The 19323-nt window shown below is 36.9% G+C and carries 17 protein-coding genes and 1 pseudogene; 5 read left to right on the top strand and 13 right to left on the bottom strand.

What is annotated here, in order from left to right:
• Window positions 1–273 precede the first annotated feature (273 nt).
• On the bottom strand, window positions 274–588 hold the full coding sequence (locus AC3WLU_RS21360; RefSeq protein ID WP_283929376.1) for a hypothetical protein: 315 nt from the start codon (window positions 586–588) through the stop codon (window positions 274–276).
• A gap of 247 nt (window positions 589–835) precedes the next feature.
• Here AC3WLU_RS21360 and AC3WLU_RS21355 point away from each other — a divergent pair, with 247 nt between their 5' ends.
• A complete protein-coding gene (locus AC3WLU_RS21355; protein WP_082609221.1) occupies window positions 836–1102 on the top strand; it encodes a hydrolase in 267 nt (88 codons plus the stop codon).
• Window positions 1103–1274: 172 nt separating this feature from the next.
• Here AC3WLU_RS21355 and AC3WLU_RS21350 read toward each other — a convergent pair whose 3' ends face one another.
• The 11 genes and pseudogenes from AC3WLU_RS21350 to AC3WLU_RS21300 all read right to left on the bottom strand — a co-directional run bounded on the left by AC3WLU_RS21350 (window position 1275) and on the right by AC3WLU_RS21300 (window position 13918).
• Entirely contained in the window at window positions 1275–1580 is a 306-nt protein-coding gene (locus AC3WLU_RS21350; RefSeq protein ID WP_492597875.1) for an NIPSNAP family protein, read from the bottom strand.
• A 458-nt stretch (window positions 1581–2038) separates the two neighbouring features.
• Window positions 2039–3004: a carbohydrate kinase family protein gene (locus AC3WLU_RS21345; RefSeq protein ID WP_492597874.1), complete on the bottom strand. Its 966-nt coding sequence runs from the start codon at window positions 3002–3004 to the stop codon at window positions 2039–2041.
• Between the two features lie 116 nt (window positions 3005–3120).
• Window positions 3121–4134, bottom strand: coding sequence for a glycoside hydrolase family 32 protein (locus tag AC3WLU_RS21340; RefSeq protein WP_413005305.1), 1014 nt, complete (start codon window positions 4132–4134; stop codon window positions 3121–3123).
• Window positions 4135–5541: 1407 nt separating this feature from the next.
• Window positions 5542–6168 (bottom strand): annotated as a pseudogene (locus tag AC3WLU_RS21335) (glycoside hydrolase family 32 protein); the annotation flags it as partial.
• 55 nt (window positions 6169–6223) lie between these two features.
• Window positions 6224–7126 (bottom strand): ABC transporter permease, encoded by a 903-nt coding sequence (locus AC3WLU_RS21330; protein WP_225988884.1) that lies wholly within the window; start codon window positions 7124–7126, stop codon window positions 6224–6226.
• An 80-nt stretch (window positions 7127–7206) separates the two neighbouring features.
• Window positions 7207–8772: a sugar ABC transporter ATP-binding protein gene (locus AC3WLU_RS21325; protein WP_492597873.1), complete on the bottom strand. Its 1566-nt coding sequence runs from the start codon at window positions 8770–8772 to the stop codon at window positions 7207–7209.
• Window positions 8773–8852: 80 nt separating this feature from the next.
• Window positions 8853–9833, bottom strand: coding sequence for a substrate-binding domain-containing protein (locus AC3WLU_RS21320; RefSeq protein WP_492597872.1), 981 nt, complete (start codon window positions 9831–9833; stop codon window positions 8853–8855).
• 549 nt (window positions 9834–10382) lie between these two features.
• Window positions 10383–11135, bottom strand: coding sequence for a DeoR/GlpR family DNA-binding transcription regulator (locus AC3WLU_RS21315; protein WP_289322792.1), 753 nt, complete (start codon window positions 11133–11135; stop codon window positions 10383–10385).
• A 559-nt stretch (window positions 11136–11694) separates the two neighbouring features.
• Window positions 11695–12369, bottom strand: coding sequence for a hypothetical protein (locus tag AC3WLU_RS21310; RefSeq protein WP_098866022.1), 675 nt, complete (start codon window positions 12367–12369; stop codon window positions 11695–11697).
• A 187-nt stretch (window positions 12370–12556) separates the two neighbouring features.
• Window positions 12557–13099 (bottom strand): GNAT family N-acetyltransferase, encoded by a 543-nt coding sequence (locus AC3WLU_RS21305; RefSeq protein ID WP_145504327.1) that lies wholly within the window; start codon window positions 13097–13099, stop codon window positions 12557–12559.
• Window positions 13100–13384: 285 nt separating this feature from the next.
• Window positions 13385–13918 (bottom strand): DinB family protein, encoded by a 534-nt coding sequence (locus tag AC3WLU_RS21300; RefSeq protein ID WP_057277133.1) that lies wholly within the window; start codon window positions 13916–13918, stop codon window positions 13385–13387.
• A 294-nt stretch (window positions 13919–14212) separates the two neighbouring features.
• On the opposite strand from AC3WLU_RS21300, the gene AC3WLU_RS21295 reads away from it, so the two are divergent.
• The 4 genes from AC3WLU_RS21295 to AC3WLU_RS21280 all read left to right on the top strand — a co-directional run bounded on the left by AC3WLU_RS21295 (window position 14213) and on the right by AC3WLU_RS21280 (window position 18337).
• A complete protein-coding gene (locus tag AC3WLU_RS21295) occupies window positions 14213–14755 on the top strand; it encodes a sigma-70 family RNA polymerase sigma factor (protein ID WP_492597871.1) in 543 nt (180 codons plus the stop codon).
• Window positions 14745–15164, top strand: coding sequence for a PadR family transcriptional regulator (locus AC3WLU_RS21290; protein ID WP_063575060.1), 420 nt, complete (start codon window positions 14745–14747; stop codon window positions 15162–15164). The genes AC3WLU_RS21295 and AC3WLU_RS21290 overlap by 11 nt, the downstream gene beginning before the upstream one ends.
• Window positions 15161–16468 carry an FtsW/RodA/SpoVE family cell cycle protein gene (locus tag AC3WLU_RS21285; protein ID WP_492597870.1) on the top strand — a complete coding sequence of 436 codons (1308 nt, stop codon included), beginning with the start codon at window positions 15161–15163 and terminating at the stop codon, window positions 16466–16468. The genes AC3WLU_RS21290 and AC3WLU_RS21285 overlap by 4 nt, the downstream gene beginning before the upstream one ends.
• Before the next feature lie 307 nt (window positions 16469–16775).
• Window positions 16776–18337 (top strand): IS3 family transposase gene (locus AC3WLU_RS21280; RefSeq protein WP_413005485.1). Its coding sequence is split into 2 segments (ribosomal slippage): window positions 16776–17409 and window positions 17409–18337, totalling 1563 coding nucleotides; the frame shifts between segments, so codons are not numbered across the junction.
• Window positions 18338–18458: 121 nt separating this feature from the next.
• Here the strand turns inward: AC3WLU_RS21280 and AC3WLU_RS21275 are convergent.
• Complete coding sequence (locus AC3WLU_RS21275) at window positions 18459–19250, bottom strand: phosphotransferase (RefSeq protein ID WP_492597869.1); 792 nt, start codon at window positions 19248–19250, stop codon at window positions 18459–18461.
• Between the last annotated feature and the right edge of the window lie 73 nt (window positions 19251–19323).

The following is a 19323-nucleotide window of genomic DNA, read 5'->3' as shown; positions in this document are numbered from 1 at the left end:
TTAGCTTTTCTTGGTCCTCTTTAAAAATAAATAACCTAAAACACCTAAAATTAATGCTATACCTCCGAAAACAATAACTTGAAATATAATATCCCCTATAAACATAACCGGTTCCTCCTGTTTCTAAAAAACATTTTCCTAAATCTGTATACGAGATTTTTCCTAAAAAGGTTTCAACTGATAGTTTGATTCTAAAAGTCTTAAACTAAACTGCCCCTTTAGTTCCATAAGAAGAAGAGCTCCAAAAGCAACACCTGATACTTTAAGAATTTATTAGGCACTAATAATACTGTTTTTATTTTTCAAATAAATAAACAAATTAAATATGCTTAACCCTAAAATTATAAGAAACATATATGAGGAAATAACGTCTCCTGCTAAATTTAATTCATCAGCTATGTACCCCATAATAATAAGATTAATACCAGAAACAATTATTGAAATTATCGAAATAATACTAACTGTGAATCCATTAACTAGGTTACTTCGTTTCTTTTGAACCAATAAAATAATAGAAATTACAATTAAACTAATTATAAAAGTAATAAAAACTAATCTTAAAAAATCGTATATTTCCAGCCCCTCCATAGTCACCCTCCCAATTATCCTTTTACTACTTATTTTACCACAAAAAACCATTACCCTTATTAAACTAACCTGCCCCGATAGTTCCATAAGAAAAGTGTGTCTTGTCTGTCCCTCGTAGCCCAAGGAGCAAAAAAACAAGCCAAATTAGCTCGAAAATGTGCCAACCAATCAATCACTTTGTCCACTCCTGATTGTTTTCCCTATCATATGTTATTAAAGTAAGACAAGCTATTGAAAGGGGGATGTAATGATGTCAAGTCGAAATTCATCGAGTCGTCAATCCAGTTCATCTCGTAGAAACAGGTGCAATGGATGTGTATGTAATACTTTACGCCGTTTGCGTCCTGGTACAGAAGTAGACGTTTTTTTATCTGGGGGCACAGTTCTTGAAGATGTTATCTTCCGTGCCTTTGACAACAATACTTGTTGTGCCCGATTCAGAGACGAAGAGACAGAACCTGGTACTGTCATTTTTGTTGACTGCCGAGACATTCAAGCCCTTCGCATCGAGTAATAACATTTAGGGGGATTCTTCACTTTTGAAGAATCTTCTTTTATTAAAGACACCGTATTGAACTAACCTGCCCCTCTAGTTCCATAAGAAAAGGAGCTGCTGATCAGCTCCTAAAAATGAAGTAAAGCACCCGTTAGCTTAACAAGATATGTATAAGTTTTTATCTGTTCACTCACTCGAATACAGGGCGCATAAAGCTTCTCTCATAACTTAAAATACATTTAGTTTCTTCTGCAAATTTATAAGCTTCCTGACACTCTGCATCTAATGCCATTTTTACTCGGTACTCTTCATATGCTGCTAAACTTGAGAAAGTAAATAAGGCATAAGCAATGTTATTAGCGCCCTCATGTGGAAGAAAATAACCTTGATGTGTACCGCCTAATTTATTAACTAATCGAATCCATATCTTACCGTATTCCTCGAATTCCTTTACTTTATAAGGGTCAATAACATATTTCAGATAGCATGTAACCATTTTAATCCTCCTAAAAATCTATTTTTTTCCATCATAACATGCAATTGAACTAACCTGCCCCGATAGTGCCATAAGAAAAGAAAAGAGCTGCCTTAAAGACAGCTCTGATCTTCAACTAAAGCACTGTTAGTTGAAGTACATTCCTTCACAATCTTTGTAAATTGAAGGAAATATCACTCCATTTAAATTAACCTTTTATTATCTAACAATTCCTCCTCATCACATTTTATATTGATGAATTTAATTAAAGACGCAGTTACATACTTACCTTTTCGGTAAATGAATACTGTTTTGACTTTTCCGTATGGATTCGGTATTGAATGTTGTCTAATGATTCCGTCTTGTATATGCTTTATAACCACATGAGCATCAGTTCCTCTTCGAATACCTCTAAAAATCGTGATGCACCTAGACCTCCTACCGCAATTTTTTCACAATCCGAAACAATACGATGTAGACTAAATCTTATATATATCTTCTTCGTTTGGTAGCGAAGAAATCGCTCCTACCTTCGTACACACGGCAGCACCCACTTTATTTGCAAAAAGAATGATCTCTTTAAGTTTACTAAAATCACTAAGGATTGTGTCATAGGACTCAAGGTTTGCAAATTGAAATAAAGCTGCACCGACAAATGCATCACCAGCACCAGTTGAGTCAATTGAATTTACTTCGACACTGTTTATTACACTCATTCCACTTCCATTTGAAAGAAGAGTGCCTTCCCATCCAAGGGTAACAGCCACTATTTTTGCCCCTAAATGATGGAGCATTGCTATTCCATCATATTTATCCATTTTTCCCGTGATTAGTTCAAGCTCTACTTCGCTTACTTTTACAAAGTCAGCCATTGATATACCCTTTCTGGCTAAACTAATAAATTCAGCCACTCTATTTTTCCATAAATCATGCCGGAAGTTAGGGTCAAACGATAGAAAGATCCCCCTATTTTGTGCAAATTCCATTGCCTTTAAATAAGTTGTTTTAAAAGGGTCTTCCAGAAATGCAGTTGCAGATCCAAAGTGAATGATCTTTGCACCACTTAATCTATCTATGTATAAGTTATCCTCTGTTAAATTTCGATCCGCTCCTCTATTGAATACAAAATCCCTTTCACCATTTGCTTGTAAAGAAACAAATGCTAAAGTAGTTGGTGCCAAATCATCAGTAACAATCATCGATGTATCAACCCCCACCTCTTTTATCGTTTCTATTAAAAATAATCCAAATGGGTCATTTCCTACTTTTCCAATAAGACTCGCTTCCCCACCTAGCTTTGAAATAGCAGCTGCGACATTCGCTGGTGCACCCCCGGCTTTCTTTAGAAAATGATTACCTTCCATTAAATTAACATCAATATCTGTACAATAAAAATCGATCAAAAGCTCCCCAACGCATATGACTGCGCGGTTTGTTTTATTCATTTACATTACATCTCCATTCTTGTGATTTAGGTAAAATGAAAGGCTATCGATCATTTTCGACAGCCTTCATAAACTCTCACTATCAACCCATCTTTAATAGGATTGAAATGTAGTCTTTATCTTTTCCATATACTCTTTAAAGGATATATTTTCAAAGACTTTAATGTAACTTCTCCACCCTTGCTATAAATTTGTAATCCTTTACTTGATGGATCCGGGAAAATTTGATCAGAAATAACCGTTTCACCTTTGTTTCCAAACACTTCTACAGCAGATCGGTCAATGAAAATATGCATTTTCACAGTCCCATTTAATGCATGTAACGGTCCGTCATGCTTACCGACCACATTGTTCCCATAATCAAAGCTTCCTGAATTTGAACGGTCTACGAATAATTGTTTGGTGGCAACATCATAGCCAATAGTCGTATATTCAGTTGCTCCTTTACGAACTTGAAAGCCGAATTCAGTTGCTTTTATATCATCTACATTAAACTCAGCTATCATTTCAAATGTATCTTCTGATAGTTTGGATAGGAGATTACTTTCACCAGATATGACTTTATTTTTATATGAAATTTTTTCACTCTTATCTCGAATGGTTTTTAAAGAAACTGGTGTTTGTTTTAAACGTAAACCTTCTTCTGTCTGAGTTAGCTCCATCTTTCTTGGCAATGTCGTTGAACTTCTCCAAGTCGAAGTTGGTGTATGATTTGCATATAGCCAATTACTCATCCAGCCAATCCAATATTTTTCGCCATTCTTCCCTTCAATTCCGCTCCAATCAACTGCGGCATAATAATCTGCGCCGTAGTCAGTCCATAACACTTGATTGGAAGGGTTTTCATTTTTAAACGTTTTCCCGTCAAAGGTACCTACAAAATATTGCATACCTGACCCGCCTGCAGGAGCGCCATCATTAATGCTTACCTGTAGTACCCATTTTGTTTTTGAAGGGTCACCATCAATTGGTAATTCGATGAGAGTAGGACATTCCCAAATCCCTCCGTTACTACCATGAGTAGAAGGTATCCACTCTCCAGAAACAGCAGACCAGTCTGTAAGGATGCCGCTTTCTTTCGAATCGCCTTTCTCAGGCTCTTTGGCAACTTGGTCTACTTCATTTGGCATGGCCCCTTCATTATAAACATTAACATCATCCATGTTTATATGACCCCAACCACCTGTAGCTTTGTCTACAGCTTTAATATATAACACTTCTCCAATGTATTTAGAAGCATCCCAGACGTATTTTTGATATTTTTCTTCTTTAAATTTGGTATTGGCTTGTCGAATTAATTCTTGATCATCAGAGGCTCTCACTAACGAAACATAGCGGTTGTTGATATCATTACCACCGCCCAACAGAAAGTTGATTTCTCCAGAGCCACCTAGTTTAAAATATGAGGAGTGCAGTTCACCTGTTGCGTCATCTCCCTTTTGAAGATCAGTAAACCCCCATAGGTGGTAGTTTCCTTGGTGGCCGAAATCCCCTCCCCAGTAAGATGGTACATTTGTCACATGATCTTTTGTGAAAGCATTACCTTCGATTGTACTCCACCCAGTTAGATCACCTGTCTCAAAGTCATGATTAGTAACTTCCTTCTCATTTGTCATGATGTTCTTACCAACTTGAACATCTTGGAATAACGTGGATGAATTCCAAACATTTAAGCCAAAATGTCCTGACGAAAAAGTTGAATCATTTACATCATGAATGAGATTACCATCTAAAAAAATTTTAATATTTTTTCCATGAGTGCTTGCTTTTAAATGGTACCTTTTATCTGTATCTAGATTTATTGTTTTTTCACCTAGAATGGATATGTCTCCATTTTCGATTTTCATGATTTTTATTGTATCGTTTAAAGCATCGATATTCGCCATATAACCGTTTGTTGCATGAGGATCTGCACGAAAAACGAGCGAGCCTGCTCCATTGCCGCCTTTTTCCCCAGATATCTCAATGTTTGCTTCATAAAAAAAGTTATCCCCTGTTTGACCGCTCATTACAAAAGCATCCTCCGTAGAGGTTCCACTTTTTCCATCCATCGTGTTCTCCCAGCTTCCATTTACATTTGTCCATTTTGATAAATTGGTCTCAAAGTTAGATGTATTCTTGAACTCCACATTTCGAAAGGCAGCCGTTGAATTCCACGCTGACAATCCATAGTATCCATAATCGAATTCTATATCTGTTTTTTTTATAACGGATTGATCGTTTACAGAGACTTGAATTTGATCCCCATCTGTTTCCACCTTCACATGGTAGGTAGTTGAAGTTTCGAGGGTAAAAGGTTTTCTCGCAATTTCCTCGTTTGTTCCATCTACATTCTTACTTAATGTTATGACATCGTTTTTGGCATCTAAGCTCGAAACATAGCCGTTCTTTGCACGCCTATCTGACCGAAAAACTAAACCGCCTGCCCCTTCTCTCCCATTCTTTTCATTAAGGGTAATATCTCCCTCATAGCTAAATGATTCACCTGTCTGGGATGACATGCTATAAGAAGTTCTGTCTAAGCTATTTGCTTGTATTCCACCATCTTCGCCGAATTCACTTGCATACTCCCACTCTTTTAAATTAGGTGAGGTATAAAACATGATCTTATCCTTAGCCGCTAACGACATAACCCATTGGTTTGATTCTTCATGCCAAAATACTTTAGGATCGCGCCAATCTTGTATAGGAGGGTCTGGCATTACGGGATTCCCTTTATACTTTTCCCAAGTTCTTCCTTTATCTAGGCTATACGCTATACTTTGGACTTGCTTATCCCCTGCATGCGTAAAGATGGCAACCATTGCTTCTTTTCCAAAGCCAGCTGTATTGTTCCAATCAATAACAGCACTCCCCGAGAAAATCTGACCGTTTTCATCCGGCGATAAAGCAATCGGCAAATGCTCCCAATTAACAAGATCTTTACTGACAGCATGCCCCCAATGCATCGGTCCCCATGTCGTTCCATACGGATGATATTGATAAAACAAATGATATTCACCTTTATAAAAAACCATACCATTCGGGTCATTCATCCAGTTAGCTTCAGGAGAAAAATGAAATTGATTACGGTATGGTTCATTATAATACCCAGGGTCTTCTGCATATGCACGATTAAATGGTAAACAAGTGACAGTTGAACATATTAGTAGAATACTAATGATCCTCTTCACTTTTATTTCACATCCCTTTTTTAAAATCTAAAATGACATATGATCGTTATGCTGGACTATTTCCGCGCAATCGATCTAATAAAACGGCTGCTACTATGACTCCACCTTTTACAACTAATTGCCAATAATAGTTGACATCCATTAGAGTTAACCCATTACTGATTACCCCCATAATTAAAACCCCAATAATTGTTCCTATTATTTTCCCTTTTCCACCTGTTAAACTTGTTCCTCCTAGAATAACAGCAGCAATTGCGTCTAACTCATACATTTGACCAGCAGTTGGCTGTCCAGAAAACAACCTTCCCGCTAAAACGACTCCTCCTAAACCAGCTAGTAAACCACTAATCGAATACACATTGATTAAAGACTTTTCAACCTTAATTCCAGTTAACCGAGCTGCCTCTTCATTGCCACCAATCGCATAAATATGACGACCGAACATCGTATATTTAAGAACAAAAAACATCACGACATATACTAAAGACATGATATAAATAGGAGTGGGGATTCCGAAAATACTTCCACCACCGATGAATTTAAATGTTTCGTTTTGTAAAACAATTGGATAACCGCCACTAATGACATAAGCGAGTCCACGAACATATGTGAAGCTGCCTAGTGTAACGATAAATGCTGGTAACTTTGCTTTGGCTGTAAGAAACCCATTAATCAGTCCTACTGCATACCCTACTAGTACGCCTGATAACATCGCAATTATAGGATTAACTCCTGCAGAAGAGACCATGACTGAGATAACGCCAGATAGAGCAACTGTTGCACCAACTGATAAATCAATACCACCAGTTAAAATAACGATTGTCATCCCAGCAGCTAAAATAGCAATAATGGAAACTTGTTTTAATACATTCAATAAATTGGCTGTATCTAAAAAATTTGGTGCTGTAAATGAAAGTACTACACACAATAATAATAAAATCATGATCATGCCAAGCCTATTCCATAAAGAATAAAGGACATTTCCTATATTTAGGCGTTGTGAATGTGTAATAGTTTGCGTATTCCCTCTCATTTCTCTCTTCCCCCTATGGTAGCTAAACGCATAATAGTTTCCTGTGTAGCTTCTTCCTTCGAAAGCTCGCCTGTTAACCTTCCTTCACTCATGACAAGTATTCGATCACTTACCCCCAATACTTCAGGAAGTTCAGATGATATCATTAAAACGGCCAATCCTTCATCAGCAAGCTTTGAAACAATCTTGTGGATTTCAGTCTTGGCACCTATATCAACCCCTCGTGTTGGCTCATCCAGCAGTAATACCTTTGGTGCAATTGATAGCCACCTAGCGATCACTACCTTTTGTTGATTCCCGCCACTTAAGTTTGATACTTGCTGTTCTGGGGAAGCTATTTTTATATTTAAGTCTTCAATATATTGGTTAGCGCTTTCATTTGCTTGCTTCCAACTAACAATTCCTGCTTTAGCGTGTTTTTTCAATTCAGCCATTATGATGTTTTCTTTTACGGACATTGATAAAAATAACCCTTGTTCTTTCCTGCTTTCAGGTACATGTGCAATCCTATTAGCAATAGCATCTATTGAGGATTTGATTTTAACAGATTGACCATCAACCAATATTTCGCCACTTTTCAACTCGGACAAACCGAAAATGGCCCTAACCAATTCTGTTCTGCCAGCACCAACAAGCCCCGCTAAACCAACAATTTCACCTGGGTAAATTTTTAAAGATACATTCTTTACTATCGTGTTATCAGAAACATTCTTCAATTCAAGTACAGGTGAAACTTCCTTTGGATTTTTTGTGCCAAAGGCTTTTGACCGATTAAACAAGTCCTTTAAATCCCGTCCTACCATCAGCTTTACGAGATGATCAGGATTTGTCTCCTCAATCGGCCCACTTGCAATCCATTCACCATCACGTAATACAGTGAACCTATTAGAAATTTTAAAGATTTCTTCCATTCTGTGAGAGATATATACAATGGCAACTCCCTGCTTTTTCAAATCATCAATAATTTCAAACAGCTTTTTTATTTCTTTATCTGTTAAAGAGGCGGTTGGTTCATCCATTATGAGTACCTCTGCATTAAAGGATAACGCTCGGGCGATCTCGACCATTTGTTGTTGAGCAACACTTAAGGTCGAAACCAATTGGCGTGGATTTAGATTCGACCCCATTGAATCTAACACCTCTTGGGCACGTTCATGGACCTTATCCCATTTCACCATTCCTAAACCATTTCTAGGAAAGGTGGAGCCCATTAAGATATTTTCACTTATTGTTAAATTAGGAGAAAGGTTTAACTCCTGATGAATAACACTAATTCCTTTGTTCCTTGCATCAGTAGGGTCCTTCCATAAAATTGGTTGACCTTTCATGTAGATTTTCCCACCATTGTCATCAGGTGTATGAATGCCTGCGAGGATTTTCATGAAAGTTGACTTTCCAGCGCCATTCTCTCCCATTAATGCATGTACTTCACCTGGATACAGTTCAATTCTCACATTGTTCAATACGGTTACACCCGAGAACGTCTTACCAATCCCTTCCATATTCAACACTGGCTTTTTTAGACTTTGTTGGCCTTTAAGGGACATTTCATTCACAGCCATACCTTTATCTCACCCCTTATATTGATTTGAATAGGCTGATTAAAGGAGGAATCCTTATCAGCCTATTTATTGAAAGATTCTTACCAACCTTGGTAAGAATCTAATGTATCTTGAGTTACAATCTCAACTGGAACTTTAATAAGCTCCTCAACTTTTTCATCATTTTTCACTTTCATTCCGATTTCAACAGCTTTTTTGATCATGTTACTAGGTGACTGAGCTGAAGTTGCGGCAATTGTACTTCCTTCCTTTGCCATTGCTTCTGTAGCTTCAGGAGCACCGTCCACTCCGACAATGAAAAATTCATCTTTACGATTCGCTTGCTCTTGAGCAATTTCAACACCAATTGCTTCTGGATCATTAATCGCAAATACAGCGTCGATAGAGCCTGATGAATTAGCTTGTAAAATACTTTCCATCACCGTTAATGCCTTTTCGCGATTCCCTTCTCCATTTTGCTTCGCGATAACTTTAATTTTGGAATCCTTTATTGCATCTTCAAATCCTTGAATACGATCAGATACAGCCGAAACAGGAGGTCCATCAATAATGACTATTTTTCCTTTTCCATCTAATTTTTCAATCACATATTCTCCGGCCAGTTTACCAGCTTGATAGTTGTCTGAAGTAACAGTGGAATCGACACCACCTTCAGCATTGGTATCTACGGCAACTACTGGAATATCAGCAGCTTTGGCCTGTTGAACAGCTGCCGCAATTCCTTTTGTATCAACAGCATTTAAAAGAATGATATCTACCTTTTTCGTAATAAAGTTTTCAATTTGAGCTGCTTGTTTGGCTAAATCATATTCAGCGCTTTCAACTAGAACTTCAGCACCTAATTCTTTTCCTGCTTCTTCAGCACCTTTAGCCATGGAGACGAAGAAAGGGTTTGCTAAACTACCCACCGCTACACCAATCGTTAATTGTTTGTTGCCTTTTTGTCCTTCGTTACCGTCTGTTGATCCATTTGATGATTCACTAGCCCCACTACATGCCGTCATCGCGGCAATTACAAACGCCAAAGCTAGCATTCCTATTACTTTTAAATATTTCACCATATTAGTCCCCCCTAGTTTTTGAAGATGAAAATAATTAGCTGCAGAACGAGAAATTGTTAACGCTCTCAATCTCTTAAACTAGATCACCTCCTTAAATGAATATTTTTGGTTGAAATAATGGAAGTATGGTTGATTTTGATAGTTTTTTCACATTGACCATTTATTGATAACGCTTTCATCCTTTGTAAAACAATATGATTACCCTTTACACATTAGAATTATAATTGATTGATTTTGATTGTTTTTGATTGATTTTGATTATATTAGAGCTGTTTGTAATTGTCAACGGTTCCAATTATTACAAAAAGTATATTGATAACATAAAATATTAAACGTTTCAAATGGAATGTTTAATACATGGAGCAGACTTTCCCTCATTGTTAATTGGCCACATTACAATAAATCAAGCATTCTTTATTATATTGATAAAACAAAGGGGAAAATTTTCAATAAAATAATTTCAGAATCTTCAAAAAAAGCTGGTATTCAAAATGTCTGAATCAGACATTTTGAATACCAGCTTTCCTTCAACGATAGCAAATTTAGTTTTTAGTCCCTCACAATAATTATCTCCGTTTTCTCCTTATATTTTCCTAACGTTATTGTACCTTCTTCATTCGTAATAACTTTCGTCTGGTTTAAATCTGCAAACTTAGAAAATGATACTTCTCCAAATTTTGTATGATCTGCTAATACAAAGGCCTCACGTGACAAAAGGATGGCTCTTTCTTTTATTTGCGCCTCTTCTGGATCAGGGGTAGTCAAACCAAAATTATAATGAATAGCGTTCGCACCCATGAAACACTTATCAAACCTGTATTTTTTTATACTTTCGTATGCATAACGTCCAACTGTTGCTTTGGTAATCTTTTTAACAAACCCACCAATAAAATATGTACATATTTCATTTTCAAGCAATGCATCTAAATGATCAATTCCGTTTGTAATGACAACGATATCTTTTTGTCTTAAATGTTTGATCATCTGATACGTTGTTGTTCCAGCATCAAGATAAACACAGTCGCCGTCCAAAATTAGTTCTGCCGCATATTTTGCTATCTTAGCTTTTTCCTCAAGGTTCTGCGTTATCTTCTCAAACACACTTGGTTCGTCTCGTTTACTATGTAAAAGTGAAGCTCCACCATGTACACGTTTTAAATAGTTCTGCTTTTCTAATTGATCTAGATCACGACGCAAAGTAGATTCTGAAGTATTTGTTAATTCTACTAGATCATGAATCTTAACATTCCCCTTTTCTTTTAATAGCTTTAAAATTAATTGATGCCGTTCCGTAATAAGCATGACATCTCCTCCTCGTATTAAACTTCTATTTAAAGGTTCTTCGTTAATTTTAGTATATAGAATTTTGCAGTGACATGTGAGAACTATAGGGTATCCCCATAAGAAAAAGGAGCTGTTGTCCAGCTCCTGGTAATGACGTACGCACCTGTTTGTTGAATGAACAATTTAAAATCCATTACCCTGGAATATCATTCTCATTAATTCAACAGCCATATAGTAAACTAAACCAACAAATATATTAAGACCTAAAGCTAATTTTCTTCAAAGTCCTTTCTCACTGAGAAAAAGATATAATGATTCCACATAACAGCAATACACGAAAAGTTGTTATTCCAGGGTCAATCACTTGTGCCATAATTCCAGAAAAGAAACAAATAACCAAGATGATTAAAGCACCCTTCTCCTCTGATTAATTTTACCAATTCTAGTTATATGTGTATTTTTTTATTATCGGATTATCTTCCCACCTTAAATGCATAAAGAAAAAGCTGCCTTAAAAACAGCTCCGATCTACAGCTAAAGCACCCGTTAGTTCAACAAGGGTAGGAACGGGAAAACACTATTCCCATTCATAATCAGTCACCAGCTCAACCTTTTCCGGCATTATTTTTTGAAGAGAGTCTATTGTTGAAAAGTTTTCATCATTTGAGAATGCGGCTATATAATCGCCATCATGCCCTACCCAAAACATAGTGGAACTCTCATTTAACGTTGCTATCAGGGTATTGGCTATCCATTTTAGTTTAATAAGTCTTGTTCGGTTATTTTTAGTCCTTTTTACGGGATAAGGTGACTCATGTTCCCTTTCCTCTAGTCTGAAGACATCCTGTTTTAAGGACCATAATGATAAGTTCAACATGCTCCCATTCCCGTGTAAATAAGGATAATATTGTTTGAATTGCTGTGGGCTGCGGATATTTGCCTTTACAAAGAACGAGTCTTTACTACTCCCCTTCATATAATTGAACTCTATATTTTGCTTCTTAAACAGCTCTTCGTACTCTTCTAGTTGAAAATCATAGATTTCCGCAAGTGAATAAATAGGGTAATAATTTGGGCTCTCCAGCCAATTGCAAAAGAATTCTTCGTGGGCTTCTGCATAATCCCCATCTACATAACAAGAAAACTCTACAATATATTTGAACTCACCGGTTATCTCAAAAGGATAAGTGGCTTCTGGGCCAGGCTTAGTTTTTATTTCTTCTGGAGGGAAGTAGCTTATTTCTACCTTCATGTTATTCGCCTCTCTTAAAAGGTTCGGATAGTTACATTTTTATTATATACCACGTGAAAATGTTGCTCTGCCTTATTAAAGTATCAGTTGTTAAACTAACTTGCCCCTTTTGTTACATAAAGAAAAAGCTGCCTTAATGACAGCTCCGACCTTCAGCTAATGCACCCGTTGGTTCTATAAGGTATTACTACTTATTCCAATCCTTAGCTAACATACCGAAAACAATATGGTCAACATAATGGTCATACAACCATTCTGCTTGTCTTATACAACCTTCATTAACAAAACCCAATCTTTCGGGAATTCTTCTACTTTTCTTATTCTCCTCAGCAACCCTAATTTCAACTTTATCTAGTTTCAATTCATTAAATGCATAATCAGTCAATGCCTTAGCTACTCTTGTCATAATTCCATTTCCTTGATATTCTTCTCCGAGCCAATAACCAATATATGCAGTATTATTTGACCAATTTATTTGGTTATAACCTGCTACACCAACAATTTGTCCTTTATACATAATAACTGTATTGAAACTCTTGTTTTCAGCGAAACCTTTTAAACAAATATTAATGAACCCTTTTGTATCTTCAAGTTTTGTTGTATTATCCAGCCAAGGAAGCCATTCTCGTAGATATTCTCTGGATTGATCTGTTATTTCGAAAACTCTTTCTCCATCCTTTAATTCTAACAGTTTCAATGATAACTCCTCATCAATCTTATGTAAGAACATACTCATCCCCCTGATTTTTCTATTGGTTTATTTTGTATATTACCATATATGATTAATAGATAAATCACTTGTTTATTATGGAGCTAACCTGCCCCTTTAGTTCCATAAGAAACTCCTATGGCGGCGCTCTAAAGACAGCTCCGATCTTCAGCTAACGAACTAGGTAACTGACTTAAAAGGTTACCTTTAGGGCAACCCTTTTTTATTAAATCTTCCTTACTTATGGGGGCCACAACTATTTATGAATGGTAAAAACCCCTTTGGCTGCCAAAGGGGTTATCGTCTCTACTTACTTACTTTTAAAAGAAACTGATCGATACGTTCTTTTTGCCGGAAGTGGTGACGGAAGTGCATTTCGATTAGCTGAAAATATTCCTTTGCATTTAAATATCCCATTCTCCGGTGCTGCACTTTCTGGCTGGCCGGAATGTCAGAGAGCCTTCTCTCGATCTCTTGCATTTTCTCAACGATTTGAAGCAGTCCTTCCTTTACTTCTTCCTTTCCTGTAGGATTTGGCGGTGTGAAATCCGGTGTATCCGGACCTTTTAACCTGATTGGAGGAAACGTCCCTTCTTTGAAAATCGATTCGCCTATTTCTGTTTTTTCACCGCCATCGGAAGTAGTGCCATTAACACATTGCTCAATGGCTTTCAAATGGAGACTAAGGGTACTCTTTATTAAATGATTGTACATTTGTCCTAATGACCATTCATCCTCAGAAGGCTTCCTCGTAAACTCATCCAGTGAATATTTACTTAACTCTTCAATATAGTATGCAGCCACCTGTTCGAATCGCTTCAATACCTCTTTTGTATCCAATAGATCTCCCACTTTCTTTATAATTATTCTTTCTCCTTAATGTTATTAACTTCGACTCACTTACAAATAATCCCTTCTCTCCTATTCAATAAAGTAGTGATTTCGGTTTATCAGGTTTATAAACGGTTTAACTTTTCTGATTGGATTTTGTCAGGGAAGAATGTTCTGATTCTTAAAATGTTTTCAAGTTTTTCAGTTGTACTCCATAGTAACAAAGGGATAATTTTTTAAAAAAAGAAAACCTTCATATAAGTACTATCGTCTATATATCTAGGGAAGGAAGTGTGAACTGTTTTGGAGGAGTTTGTGTTGAAATGGTCTCAAATGAAAGATGACGAATCCTTACTTGATGAAATGATGTCCCTTTATGGCCAGGATATTCTGCAATTGGTCTATTCCTATGTAAAAGATGCAGTTGTTGCAGAGGACCTGACACAGGAGATTTTCATCAAATGCTATAAGGCTCTGCCCACGTATAACCAACAATCAAATATAAGGACGTGGCTTTGGAGAATTGCTATTAACCATTGTAAGGATTATAGGAAAAGCTGGTACTTCCGAAAAGTTTCAACTGCGGAAGAAGAGCAGGAATGGACTTCTTCCGATAATGTGGAAGAAGAGGTCATTCAGCAGGATGAAGACAGGCAGCTTGCTGTTGCAGTTATGGAGCTGCCCATCCAGTATCGTGAGCTTATTTATCTCCATTATTCTCAGGAAATGAAGCTCAAGGAGATTTCTGAAATTACCGGGGTCAAACCTGGAACGGTGAAGACCAGGATGCGCCAGGCAAAAAGACGGTTAAAAACCTATTGGGAGGAATCCACCGATGGAAGATAAATTAGCGGGCTTGAAAACGGCTTTGAAAAAGCATACATTTCGTGATTTAAAATTCTCGGAAAACCATAGACACTCCATCCATAATGCTATAGAAAAGCAGGATGTGAGTAGGGAAGACATTTTGATTGGTATTTTTAGATCATTGGATGAGGAGAAAAGTGGCTATCAGATTAACGAATCTCTTTACCAGAAAGGCATCCGGAAATTTGAAAATAACGAAGGCTCCTTATATGCTGTCTTGCATGAGCTTGAGAAGGAAGGCTGGATCCAGTCTTTTTGGGAAACGGAAGAAAGAAAGCTCTATTCCTTGGATGAACGGGCAAAAAAGTGGTTAAAGAAAAAGGAATCTAAAAGTGGTTCCGCCTCTGCTCGTTGGCGGACAGCGTTTGAAGGAGGAGGAACCGATTGAGAAGCAATCATTTTTTAGATGAGGTTTCGTCATATATCCGATCAAAAGAAGCAAAAAAATATATAGAAGCTGAATTAAAAGCCCATTTGCATCAAGCTAAAACTGAACTGGTCAAAAAAGGATATACAGAAGATGAAGCAGAGGAACTGGCTGTCCGGAATATGGGTAGCCCCTCTGATATCGGGCTGAGGATGGACAAGCTGCACAGGCCGAAGATTGATTGGAAGCTAATGAGCATGTTTCTATTCATGTCAGCTGCGGGTCTGTTTTTGTTTTGGTTCTTATTTAAGAATGGTAATTCCTTTTCAGTGCTGAAGCAGGTATATTCTGTCGCAGGAAGTGTCATTTTGGCCTGTGTCCTTCTTTTTTTCGATTATCGGAAACTTCAGAGATGGGGCTGGGTTTTCTTTACGGTGGGATGTCTGATTCTTGTTCAATTCCAATTCTCCAATGTATTCGTGAACGGCAGTCCTCGAATTAATATTATGGGTCTGTTATCGGTCGATTCTATTGTGGTTCTGCCGCTTTTTCTGCTTGCCTGGGCCGGAATGCTGCAATCAAAAAAGATGAATGTTTATTTGGCTGCCATTTTATACATATGTTCTGCCTTTTTGTTTATGGTTACAGTCAACTTGCAGGCTGTGGCGCTTTATTCATTGATGGTCGCTGTCATGGTCTGGAAGAGCGGCCTAAATAAAAGGAAAATCCTTATCACTGCAGCGGTCCTGCTTACTGCATGTGTTTCACTTCTGCTTATATCCTTGAAAAATATAAGGGCCTATCAATTTGAAAGACTTTATGCGTTCGTTACGCCTGAAAGATTCAGTGAGACATCGGGGTATATGTATTTGAAACTAGAAAGGCTAATTGAGGATGCCGGATGGTTTGGCCATTTAGGTTCCCACAGGGAGATTGATTTTTCTAATGAAATGATGACTGACTTTATCTTTGTAACCATTACCTATACGCTTGGCTGGGCCGGGGCATTGCTCATTGGTTTACTGTTTTTATGGATAATCTGGCGAATTTCCCGTATTCCAAACGTTGAAAGACCCTTTTGGAAAAATGCTTGTTTCCGGCAGTTTTGCCATATTCACTGCACAGGTAACTGTCAGTATCGGAATGTCACTCGGCTTATTACCAATAATAAGCGTATCCCTTCCATTTATGAGTTATGGTGCTTTATCAGCGATGATCAACGCCTTCTTATTTGGTCTGGTTTTAAGTGTGTATCACAAAAAAAATATTATACGGATGAAGAAAATATGAGAATATGGTTCTATAGCTCATACTCTCTTTTCTGAAGAAACCAGGAAAGGGCAAAGGCATGAAATTTTTTAAAGATGCCATGAATCATGAGGATAATTATCAGGTAAAAAATCCCCTAAGAGTTGAATATATAGGTGCTGATAAATGATCAGTAGTCCATTTATAAAAATATAGAACTAATTAAGACCCATATGTAATTTTAGAATCAAGACTGATCAAAATTCTCACCTGAACACATATTAACGTTAATAAAAAGAATCCATTTTGAAAAAAAGTGATATGCTCCCCAATAGGTAGACAGATAAAAAATAAAAATCTGTTTATCTAAGGGGAGTATTTTTTATGGCTCGAATGAAATATTCTAAAGCTGAAAAACTGGCGATTTTAGCTCTTTATAAAGATGGTCATCAATCAATAGCCGACATTACTGCTAAATTTTTGGTTGATCCTGGGACCATTAGAGATTGGAAGAGAAGGTATGAAGCGAATGGTGAAGACGGCCTAGAAGAAGCTCTTTCTTGGAAGCGTTATTCAAAAGAGTTAAAGTTAGCAGCCGTTAATGATTATCTATTAGGACACTATTCGTTAAGCACGGTTATCCAAAAATACAATGTATCCAGTACTGCGGTTTTGAGAAAATGGATTAAAAAGTATAATAGTCATAGAGAATTAAATGATACCGGTAAAGGAATGACAAACTCTATGACAAGTAGAAGAAAAACAACGTTAGAAGAACGAATTCAAATTGTAAATTACTGTATACAACATCAGAAAAACTATCAGCTCGCAGCCGAAAGCTATGAAGTTTCTTATCAACAGGTATATCAATGGGTCAAGAAGTTTGAAGCAGATGGTGAAGAAGCACTACAAGATAAACGCGGTCGAAAGAAAGAGGAATATGAATTAACAGATGAAGAAAAGTTTAAGATGGAAATGAAACGTTTAGAGCGAGAAAATGAACGATTACGTGCAGAAAATGCTTTTTTAAAAAAGTTAGAGGAACTCGAAAGGAGGCGTCGTTAACAAGCGTTCGTCTACAAAATAAATATAGAGCGATTCAAGATTTACATGCGATTGAAAACCTGCCAGTAATCCTTTTATGTGAAATTGCCGGTGTATCTCGTGCTGCTTATTATAAATGGCTACAGCGTATGCCAACAGCTAGAGAATTAGAGAATGAAGCAATTCTTCAGGATATTCAAGCTATTTATGCACGAGTAGGAGGCATTTATGGGTATCGAAGAATGAAATTAAATATTAATAGGATATATCATAAAAAGTTTAATCACAAACGTATTTATCGCTTAATGCACATCGCTGGATTACAGTCCGTGATTCGTCGGAAAAGAAAGCGCTATGTTCCTTCATCTGCGCAATATGTCGCTGAAAATCGACTAAATCGCAAATTTACTGCAATCAAGCCCAATGAAAAATGGGTAACAGATGTCACGGAGTTCAAATTAGGAAACGGAAGGAAAACGTATTTAAGCGCCATTTTAGATCTTTACGACGGCTCCATTATTAGTTATGTATTGGGACATTCAAACAATAATAAATTGGTATTTCGAACGTTTGATCAAGCTATAACTATATTAAAAGAGAATGAACATCCATTAATTCATAGTGATCGAGGGTATCAATATACGTCACATGGGTTTAAGAGAAAGATAGAAAAAGCAGAAATGATTCATAGCATGTCACGTGTAGGAAAATGTATAGATAATGGACCAATGGAATCGTTTTGGGGAACGTTGAAGTGTGAAAAATATTACCTAAATAAGTATGAAACATTTGAAGCGTTACAACAAGCAATAGATGATTATATCCAGTTTTACAATAACGAACGTTACCAAGAAAAATTAAACGGCTTGAGCCCATTGGAATACAGGGTTCAAGCCGCTTAAAGTATTTTTATTATTTCCACTGTCTACTTGACAGGGAGCTGTTCAAAGTTTGATCGAAATGGATTCTTTTCTTGTAATTAAAATGAAATAAAGCACCCGTTAATTCAACAATAACCCACCCTTACATCCAATCCTTTCCATGTTCCCGAATGAAGTTAATATCACTTTGATAATGTTCAAGATGCCCTTCCTCTATCATCTTTTGAAAAGCAATCTCCCCTTCACTGGCTTTTCTTGTAATTGTTTTACATAACCCTTCCAACCGCAGCAATACCATTTCCAAATAGTCTGCTTCTATTCCCTCACCGTAAGATTCAAGAAACAATCTGATTCTTTGTTTTATACGGGTACCATGCTGTAATGAATGGTAATAAACTTTCTCACCTGCTTCAGAAAGATGAAATCTGCTTAAGGGAACGCAAGTATAAAGTGTGTAAGCTATGTCCCAAAGTCTTGGACCGGGTCTAGCAACATCAAAATCAATGATACCCATTGGTTTTTTACGGTTAAAAATAATGTTGTACATCGCAAAATCATTATGGCATAGCACCTCAGGTTGTTGGGGGGTGTTATCTATCGGTTGCCAGCTGTCATCAAATGAAAAATCACTGACAGAATCATGATAAAGACGGAGCATTTTCGCTATTTCCATTAAGACATCATCTGACCACATGTATTCCTTTAAAGGATAATTACCAGCTTCTCCTTCAATAAATGATAATATTTCTCTTCTTTTTTCATCTATACCTAAAAACTTTGGTGCATAACTGAAACCTTTATTCTCCAAATGCTTTAATAGCTTATGAATCTTGGGACTATCAGGCTTTAATTCCCGTCGCACAGTATCTCCTGAACGATAAACTTCAGAAACATTCCCTCCTGTTAGCATTTCTTCATTATCAAGGTTTGACATCCATGTATCCCTCCCTAATATGACTTTCTATAACACGTAAAACAATTCCTGTTTTTAACTGCATTATAGACAG

This window comes from Peribacillus sp. FW305-BF15 (assembly GCF_058783805.1).
The sequence above is the reverse complement of the archived record's forward strand: the minus strand, read 5'-3'. Positions and strand labels throughout refer to the sequence as shown.